The organism is Pseudomonas sp. 05N434 (genome assembly GCF_056396965.1).
Window position 1 is genome coordinate 1 of the sequence record NZ_JBFTMK010000174.1, and the last position, 8,543, is coordinate 8,543.

At 61.3% G+C, this 8,543-nt stretch carries 7 protein-coding genes; 3 read left to right on the forward strand and 4 right to left on the reverse strand.

Annotation, left to right across the window (positions count from 1 at the left end; all coding sequences use genetic code 11):
• Together rimI and AC1DLB_RS13310 are read right to left on the reverse strand one after the other, a co-directional pair.
• The coding region (gene rimI / locus AC1DLB_RS13305; protein ID WP_477785103.1) for a ribosomal protein S18-alanine N-acetyltransferase at positions 1-370 on the reverse strand (370 nt) is incomplete at its 3' end.
• Positions 363-1,109, reverse strand: a complete 747-nt coding sequence (locus AC1DLB_RS13310) for an energy transducer TonB (protein ID WP_111454503.1) — start codon at positions 1,107-1,109, stop codon at positions 363-365. The genes AC1DLB_RS13310 and rimI, both read right to left, overlap by 8 nt.
• Positions 1,110-1,329: 220 nt before the next feature.
• Here AC1DLB_RS13310 and mksB point away from each other — a divergent pair, with 220 nt between their 5' ends.
• The 3 genes from mksB to mksF are packed head-to-tail and all read left to right on the forward strand — an operon-like array spanning position 1,330 to position 6,135.
• On the forward strand, positions 1,330-2,607 hold the full coding sequence (gene mksB, locus AC1DLB_RS13315) for an Mks condensin complex protein MksB (RefSeq protein WP_026286675.1): 1,278 nt from the start codon (positions 1,330-1,332) through the stop codon (positions 2,605-2,607).
• Complete coding sequence (mksE, locus tag AC1DLB_RS13320; protein ID WP_018929534.1) at positions 2,597-3,298, forward strand: Mks condensin complex protein MksE; 702 nt, start codon at positions 2,597-2,599, stop codon at positions 3,296-3,298. The genes mksB and mksE overlap by 11 nt, the downstream gene beginning before the upstream one ends.
• Positions 3,295-6,135 carry an Mks condensin complex protein MksF gene (gene mksF, locus AC1DLB_RS13325; RefSeq protein ID WP_477744034.1) on the forward strand — a complete coding sequence of 947 codons (2,841 nt, stop codon included), beginning with the start codon at positions 3,295-3,297 and terminating at the stop codon, positions 6,133-6,135. Before mksE ends, mksF begins: the two co-directional genes overlap by 4 nt.
• A gap of 137 nt (positions 6,136-6,272) precedes the next feature.
• Here the strand turns inward: mksF and garD are convergent, their stop codons facing one another.
• Both garD and AC1DLB_RS13335 read right to left on the reverse strand, forming a co-directional pair.
• On the reverse strand, positions 6,273-7,826 hold the full coding sequence (garD, locus tag AC1DLB_RS13330; RefSeq protein ID WP_477744035.1) for a galactarate dehydratase: 1,554 nt from the start codon (positions 7,824-7,826) through the stop codon (positions 6,273-6,275).
• An 11-nt stretch (positions 7,827-7,837) separates the two neighbouring features.
• Positions 7,838-8,543, reverse strand: a 706-nt coding sequence (locus tag AC1DLB_RS13335) for an MFS transporter (protein ID WP_477785104.1), incomplete at its 5' end; no start/stop codon positions are given.

Genomic DNA, 8,543 nt, shown 5'->3' on the forward strand with positions numbered 1-8,543 from the left:
CGTTAAACCCATACCGCTCATACAACCGAAATGCCGCCCGGTTGCTGTCACGCACTTCCAGAAAACATTCCCGCGCCTCAGCCTTGTAGGCAATCGACATCAAATGCTCCAGCAGCGTCAAGCCCAGGCCGCGGCCCTGATTTTCCGGTTTGACGGTGATGTTCAGCAGATGCGCCTCATCAAGGATGATCTGCACTACGCCATGACCGACCTGCTGCTGCCCTTCGAACATCAGCCAGATCTGGTACTTGCCCAGGCCATCGAGAAAAATCCCGCGGGTCCAGGGATGGCTGTAGGCCGCGTATTCGATTTTCAGTACAGCGTCCAGGTCCGCCTCGGTCATCGGGCGGAACGATACAGCATCACTCATTCGATTCTTTCCAACGCGCCATCAGCCGACGCATGGCTTGCCAGACATCAGCCTTACGCTGTGGCTCTTCCATTAATAACTCCAGGCCCGGCAAGGCCCAGACCGACCCCAGGCCTTCGACCTGAAGTTCACGGTTGAAGGATTCGGCGCTGGCCTCACCGGCAAAACGCACCGCCGGCAGGCCGATCAGCCACAGACAGACGCACGGTGCGTCTTCCAGGCGGGCCGACAGAAAACCTTGTACGAAATCCCGAGCCGCTTCCGGCCCTTGGTCCATTGTGCCGCGAGCCAGCAGCGGCCAGCGCACCGGCTCGCCGACGATCTGCGGGCTGTCCGGCAGGCCGGCGGCGCGCAGCATGTCTTTGAGCAACAGATAAGCGGGGTCGCGGGTCTGGAAAGTTTCGCCTGTGGGTAACTCCACCAGCAACAGGCAGCGACCGGCTCGCAGCAATTGCAGAGCGAAACGCGGCGGCGGCACTGGCGCAGCCTTGGCGACGAGCGGTACCTCTTCGCTCTCTTGCGTCGCTTTGCTTGCTGGTTTTCCAGCCGATGGCGTCGGCCGTGGCACCTCGATTTTCACCCGCTCGGCCGGTTTGGCCGCGGGTTCCACGGGCGTCTGCGCCACCGGAGCAGGTGCAACCGGGGCGACGACCGCTGGCTCGGGCATCTCCAGCAGTTCGGGCCGCGATGGCGCAGCAAAGGGCAATTCGGTGCGCGGCAGCCAGTTGACCACCTGCATGGCGGTCAAATAAGCGCGGCGACGGGACTCGATAAGCAAAGGTCGGCCACTTGTGGATAACTAAAGTGCGGTGATTCTACCGCCCTTCGCTCAAGATCGCCCACGCTTGATCGATAGACTTCACCGATAGAAGAAGCGACAGCCCATCCCCAGAGTGAATCGACACGGCTGCGATGAAGTACAATCGCGGCTTTTAATTGCCAACCAGCCGGCCATTCCGATGATCGAACCCAAGCGCGTCTTGCGCGCCCTCGCTGAACACTGGGCACTTCTGGAGCCACTGTGCGAGCACTTCGACCAAGGCACCCTGAGCCTCAACGAACTGCGTTCACAGTTGGCCGCCCAGCAACTGGACAGCACACCGCAGGACATCACCAGCCTGCTGGACGTGTGGATTCGCCTCGACATTCTGGTTCCCGTGGCGAAAAGCCCGAACCGTTTCGAACTCAACGCGCAGATTCACGACTTCCTCGCCTACCTGCGCCGTGAGCACCGTCTGGGCCTGTGCCTGGAAATCGAAGCCTATCTGCGCCATCTCGAACGCCTGGCCGGTTACATCCAGGACGCCTTCGACATTCGCGACGGCAACGATCTGGCGCGCCAGTTGCGCCTGCTCGACATGCGTGTGCGGGACGTGCTGAAGAAACTCGCCAACGATGAACAGGCCCTGGTGGCCGTCGCCGAGCGGGCCAAGACCAGCGACCGGCAGATTCCGCTACGTCAGCGTTATGCTGAAGTGCTGGCGACCTGGGACGAATACGTCGAACCGATGATTCAGCTGGTGAATGCCGACGGCGCCTTCGAACAAGGCGTGCGCAAGGTTGAGAACGTGTTGTTGCGCATGCTCACCGAACAGCAGCGCCTCGGCCATCTGGTCGACGACGACATGCTGCTGCGCACCCACGCGCGCATCCTCGAAATGCAGACCAGCGCCCAGTTGACCCTGCGTCACGCCCGCGAGCTGCTGCTGCCGCTGCGCGAAGAAGCCCGCCGGCACAACGCCGTGACCCGTGGCGCAGCCCTGGCGTTGTCGGCCATTCGTCGTAAAGGCATCGATGCGGTGCCGCAAGCCGCGATGCCGCTGTTCACCCGCCCGCAAAGCACCTTCCTCGGCAGTGCCAGCCAAGTCGAAGCCTATGTCTACGCCCTGGCCCGTTTCGAGCCGAAACCGGCGCGTTTCCCCAAGGCCCATAAGACCCAGAAAGGCGAAGCCCCGCGCGCGCCACGCACGGTTCGGGAAATGCTCGAACGTTGTGAAGATGCCCTGCCGATGCCGGACCTGATGAGCTGGCTGCTGGAGCAGGAGCCGGACGGCGCCACCGACGAATTGCTCTATTGGTTCTCGCGCCTGTCGCGGGAAAAACGCTTCAAGCGCGAGCGTCTGGAACGCCGCGACTACCACACTCACGAGCACCAGGTCAGCCTGCGCTCCTTCGCCCTGCTCTCGGCCCGCGACACCGCCGCCGAGGATTCTGCGAGCACCCCACATGCATCTTGATCTAAACGAACTGTCCCAGCTGGCGCCGATCTTTCGCGAGCTGTTCAAGGGCTACCACGTCAGCCGCCGCGACCCGGAGCTGTACGCCCAACTGTCGAACTTCCAGGACCAGTACCGCACCCTGTTCAAGGCGCTGGGCTTTGAACTGGTGTGCGACACCCGTGGTTTCTATTACTTCGTGCCGGACCTGGCCGCGGCAGCGGTAAACAAGACGGCGCAACGTCTGGCGCTGTTCACCTTCATCCTCGTCGAACACCTGGCCGACCAGGGCCGCGACCCGATCGCCGTGCTCGACGGTGGCAGCCTCGGTCGCGATGAATTGCCATCGTTGCTGGAAAAGTACCGCGACCTGTTTATCCAGGCCGAAGTGCAGACCGTCGAAGAACTCGAAGAAAAAATCATGCGCCGCATGACCCAGCTCGGATTCGCCGGCGAAGAAAACGGTGTCTACCGTTTCCTGCCGCCGATGCACCGCTTCCTCGATGTCTGCCTGTCGGTCCAGCAAGACCGCGACCTGGCCGCCAGCCTGCACAGCGTGCTGCCGTTGCCGGCGCCGGTGCTGATCGACGAAGACAGCGACGAAAAGCTGCTGCAGACCGACGACCCGCTCGATCTCACCGAGTTTGAAGAAGAGAGCGAAGAAGACGCCCTGGCCCGCGCCATTGCCGAAGAACAGGAGACCGACGCATGAGCAAGGAACGCTACGGCATTCGCCGCTTTGCCCTTTTGAACACCGCCGGTTACAGCCTCGGCCTGTTCCCGCTGGAAGAGCCGCTGTCGGTCTACGGCGCGAACAACCTTGGTAAGTCCGCCTCGATCAACGCCTTGCAGTTCCCGATTCTGGCGCGCATGTCGGACATGAGTTTCGGCAAGTACAGCCTGGAACAATCGCGGCGTTTCTACTTCGCCTCGGACACCAGTTACATCCTCGTCGAAGTTTCCCTGCCCCACGGCCCGCACGTGATTGGCGTGGTCGGTCGCGGCCCGGGTGGTGGTTTCGGTCACCAGTTCTTTGCCTACGCCGGCAAACTCGACCTGGCTCATTATCAGAAAGACGACACCTGCCTGCGGCAGAAAGAGCTGTTCACCAATCTTGAGCGCGAAGGCCTGAAAGCCTACGAACTCAAGCCGGATGAACTGCGTCGTTTGCTGGTGGGCGGCCACACCTCGATTCCGCTCGACCTGACGCTGATCCCGCTGCGCTCCACCAGTGAGCAGAGCCTGAAGACCTTCCGCGCCCTGTTCATCAACCTGCTGCACATGCGTGAAATCACCGCGGCCAAGCTCAAGCAGCTGTTCCTCGATGCCTTCGAACACAGCCTGCGTTCCGGCAGTGTCGATTACATCGCCGCGTGCGAAGAAGCGTTCCGCGATGTCCGCCGCATGGAGCAGGACTACAACTCGCTGGTCGCGGCCGGTCCCTTGGTCGAAGCCTTGGCCAACGGCGTGAAACAGCGGGATATCCTGCGCGGAAAACTGCATCGCCTGTCGCCGCTGCTCGATTCCCTGCTCGGCACCTGGTCGGACTACGCCAGTGCTCGCAAGGAAGAACTGACGATTCAGGCCGAGCACTACCGCAACGAGCAGGACGCCCTGCAAAACGATCAACGCGGTGGCACTCAAGAGCTGATGCGCCTGGAGCGGGAAATCACCGGCATCCAGCGCTGGCTCGGCGAATTGTCGGTGCTCAAGCATCGCTTCGCCCTGGTCGATGACGTCAAAGTCCTCGAACAGCAATTGCTCGCCGCCAAGGACGCGCACGATGAACTGGCCGGTGCGCTGGCCCAGTCGCGGCAGTTTTCGGCCGAAGACCTGGAAGAGCGTCTGCGGGATCTGGAAAAACGCCTGAAATCGGTGAAGCAACAACTCGATCACGCTGACAACAACAGCTATGCCCGTCTGCGCGAAGAGTTCTCGCAGCAGGACGTCGAGCGCCTGATGCGGCTGTTCAACAGCGCGCTGTTCAGCCTGCCGTTGGGCGAACACGGCATTGCGCTGGATGAGGACGGTGAATGGGTCAAATCCATGGAGCTGATCCTCGATGGCTTCAAAGGCGAGCGCTTCGAAGTGCCGGGCCTGTCCATCGACCTGTCGCACATCGAGCCACCGGCCCTGCAAGCCTTGGCCGACCGTGCGGCACTGCGCGATCAGAAAGAGCGTCTGGAAAAAGAACTCAAGCAACTGAAAACCCAGCAAGCCGTAGCAGCCGACCGTGCGGCCAGCAAGACCCAGACCGAGGCGCTGTACCAACAGGTGCTGGATGCGCAGAAAGCCCTGGAAGACTTCCGCCGCGCGCAAACCCTGAGCGCCGAAGAAGGCGACAAGCTTGAGCAATTGGCGCAGATGGAAGCCGCCCAGGACGAGTTGAAACGCTCCAGCGATGCCTTCACCGAACGCGTCCAGCAACTGTCGGCCAAGCTGCAATTGGTCGGCCGGCAGATCGGTGACATGGAAGCCAAGCAACGCACCCTCGACGATGCCCTGCGCCGCCGTCAGCTGTTGCCGGCCGACCTGCCGTTCGGCACGCCGTTCATGGACCCGGTCGACGACTCCATGGACAACCTGCTGCCATTGCTCAATGACTATCAGGACAGCTGGCAAGGCCTGCTGCGGGCCGACGGGCAGATCGACGCGCTCTACGCGCAGGTTCGCCTCAAGGGCGTGGCCAAGTTCGACAGCGAAGACGATATGGAACGTCGCCTGCAACTGCTGATCAACGCGTACGCACACCGTACCGATGAAGCCCTGACCCTCGGCAAGGCGCGTCGCGCGGCGGTTACCGACATCGCCCGGACCCTGCGCAACATCCGCAGCGACTACGACAGCCTCGAACATCAACTGGCGCTGTTCAACCGCGAGATCAACAAACGTCAGGTCTCCAACCTGCAGAGCTTCCGTATCGTGCTCGCGCCGAACAAGGAAGCGCTCAAGCACATTGACCAGATCATCCACAGCGCCGGTCAGTACGAAGAAGGCGAAACCCTCTCCGTCTTCGACTTGAGCCAAAGCGCCGAGCAGGACAACAAGAACGAAGAAGCCAAGGAATACCTGGCACGGCTGGTGGCGGCCAACCACAACCAGCTCGGTCTCAAGGATCTGTTCGAACTGGCGTTCGAGATCACCAAGGTCAATGGCCAACCGGTGATCCACACCGACATCGACGGCGCGGCGTCCAACGGCACCACCATGACCATCAAGGCGCTGACCAACATGTACTTGTTGCTGCACTTGATGGACCGCGACCAGGCTGGTCGCGTGCGCCTGCCGTACTACCTCGACGAGGCAGCAGACATCGACGAGAAGAACCAGGCAGCGCTGTTGGAAACCAGCCTGCAACTGGGCTTCGTGCCGATCCTGGCGAGTGTGAAGCCGCAAGTCTGCGCCAGCGTCGCCATCGACCTGGAAGGCGGCAGCGGCCCGAACGGTATCTACATCGACGAGGCGGACTGGAAGTTCATCCGTCGTCACGATGAAGTGAAAGCAACCGTTAACATCCAGGCAGACGAACCGGAGCTGGATGCGGTCTGACGCCTGAATCGAAGCCAATGAAAAGGCCGCGATCCAATATGGATCGCGGCCTTTTTATTTATGGGTACATTCTTGAAACCTTCAGTCAGTTCCAAGGCCCCTTCGCGGACAAGCCCGCAATGAACGATAACGCTGTCTTACGTGATCGGCGCCGGGTTGAACAAGGTGATGTCGTTATGCAGCTTGTGCTGCTCCGCCCACGTCTGTTTCTTGCCGCTGGCCACGTCCAGGTAGTAGTGGAACAACTCCCAGCCGAGGTCTTCGATCGACGCCCGCCCGGTGGCAATCCGCCCGGCATCGATGTCGATCAGGTCCGGCCAGCGCTGCGCCAGTTCTGTGCGAGTCGAGACCTTCACCACTGGCGCCATCGCCAATCCATAAGGCGTACCACGCCCGGTGGTGAACACATGCAGGTTCATCCCCGCCGCCAACTGCAACGTCCCGCAGACAAAATCACTGGCCGGGGTCGCGCAGAAAATCAGCCCTTTGCGCTTGAACCGTTCCCCAGGGCCAAGCACCCCGTTGATCGCACTGCTGCCGGACTTGACGATCGAGCCCAAGGACTTCTCGACAATGTTCGACAACCCGCCCTTCTTGTTCCCCGGCGTGGTGTTGGCGCTGCGATCCGCTTCGCCCTTGGCCAGGTAACGGTCGTACCAGTCCATTTCCCGCACCAGTTCCTGAGCAACTTCTTCAGTTTCCGCCCGGGACGTCAGCAGGTAAATCGCATCGCGCACTTCGGTGACTTCGGAAAACATCACCGTCGCACCGGCCCGCAGTAACAGGTCCGAGGCATAGCCCAGGGCCGGGTTGGCGGTGATCCCGGAGAACGCATCGCTGCCGCCGCACTGCATGCCGAGGATCAGCTCGGACGCCGGCACGGTTTCCCGGCGGCGTTGATCGAGCTTCTTCAAACGGGTTTCGGCCAGCGCCATGATCTGCTCGATCATCTCGGTAAAACCGTGACTGGAATCCTGCAAGCGATACAACCACGGCTCGCTCAAATCCACCGAGCTGTCGTTCTCATGCATCACCTGCCCGGCCTGCAATTTCTCGCAGCCCAGGCTGATTACCAGCGCCTCGCCCCCCAGGTTCGGGTTGCGCGCCAGATTGCGCACGGTGCGGATCGGGATGTACGCGTCGGTGGCGGTGATCGCCACGCCACAGCCGTAACTGTGGGTCAGCGCCACCACGTCATCGACGTTCGGGTACTTGGGCAGCAACTCGTCCTTGATGCGTTTTACCGCGTGATCCAGCACGCCGGTGACGCACTGCACGGTGGTGGTGATGCCGAGAATGTTGCGCGTGCCGACGGTGCCGTCGGCGTTGCGATAGCCCTCGAAGGTGAAGCCTTCCAGCGGTGCCTGCGCGGCCGGCACTTCGGTGGATAGCGGCAAGCTGTCCAGCGGTGGCGCGGTGGGCATGCGCAGTTGATCTTCCTTGACCCAACTGCCGCGAGGAATCGGCTGCAACGCGTAGCCGATCGTCTGGCCGTATCGAATCACCTGGCCGCCCGCGGGAATGTCCTCGAGGGTGACCTTGTGGCTCTGCGGCACGAAATCCACGGTGACCAGGCCATCGGGGAATTCGGTGCCGGCCGGTACGCCCTGATCGTTGACCACGATCACCACATTGTCCCGCTCGTGCAGGCGGATGTAGCGCGGCGAGTCGGAATGTTCAATCAACTGCATGACGCCGCTCCTCAGGAATGCGCTTCAGATAACTTGTTGTTCGTTTCAGGACCGCTGACTGGCGGCTCTTTGAGTACCACACGTTTGATCGGGCCAACGATCACCAGGTAGCTGAATACCGCGACCAGCGCGTTGCAACCGACGAACACCAGCGCCCATTTGAAGGAGCCGGTGGAGCTGATGATGTAGCCAATGACAATCGGCGTGGTGATCGACGCAATGTTGCCGAACATGTTGAACAGGCCACCACTCAAACCGGCGATCTGTTTCGGCGAGGTATCGGACACCACCGCCCAGCCCAATGCGCCCACACCTTTGCCGAAGAAGGCCAGGGCCATGAAGCCGACCACCATCCATTCGATATCGACATAGTTGCAAGCCACGATGCTGCTGGAAACCAGCAGACCGGCGATGATCGGCGCCTTGCGGGCGAAGGTCAGCGAGTGGCCCTTGCGCAGCAGATAGTCAGAAATCACTCCGCCGAGCACGCCACCGATAAACCCGCAGATTGCCGGCAACGAGGCAATGAAACCGGCCTTGAGGATGGTCATGCCGCGTTCTTGCACCAGGTACACCGGGAACCAGGTCAGGAAGAAGTAGGTGATGCCGTTGATGCAGTACTGGCCCAGGTACACGCCGAGCATCATGCGGTTGGTCAGCAACTGGCGGATGTAGTCCCACTTCGGACCGTCGACCTTTTTGCCTTTACCTTGGTCC

Bases quoted from the DNA above. Each gene is read 5' to 3' on its own strand.
- AC1DLB_RS13310 (WP_111454503.1), bottom strand. From the start codon at position 1,109: ATGCAGGTGGTCAACTGGCTGCCGCGCACCGAATTGCCCTTTGCTGCG.
- mksB (WP_026286675.1), top strand. From the start codon at position 1,330: ATGATCGAACCCAAGCGCGTCTTGCGCGCCCTCGCTGAACACTGGGCA.
- mksE (WP_018929534.1), top strand. From the start codon at position 2,597: ATGCATCTTGATCTAAACGAACTGTCCCAGCTGGCGCCGATCTTTCGC.
- mksF (WP_477744034.1), top strand. From the start codon at position 3,295: ATGAGCAAGGAACGCTACGGCATTCGCCGCTTTGCCCTTTTGAACACC.
- garD (WP_477744035.1), bottom strand. From the start codon at position 7,826: ATGCAGTTGATTGAACATTCCGACTCGCCGCGCTACATCCGCCTGCAC.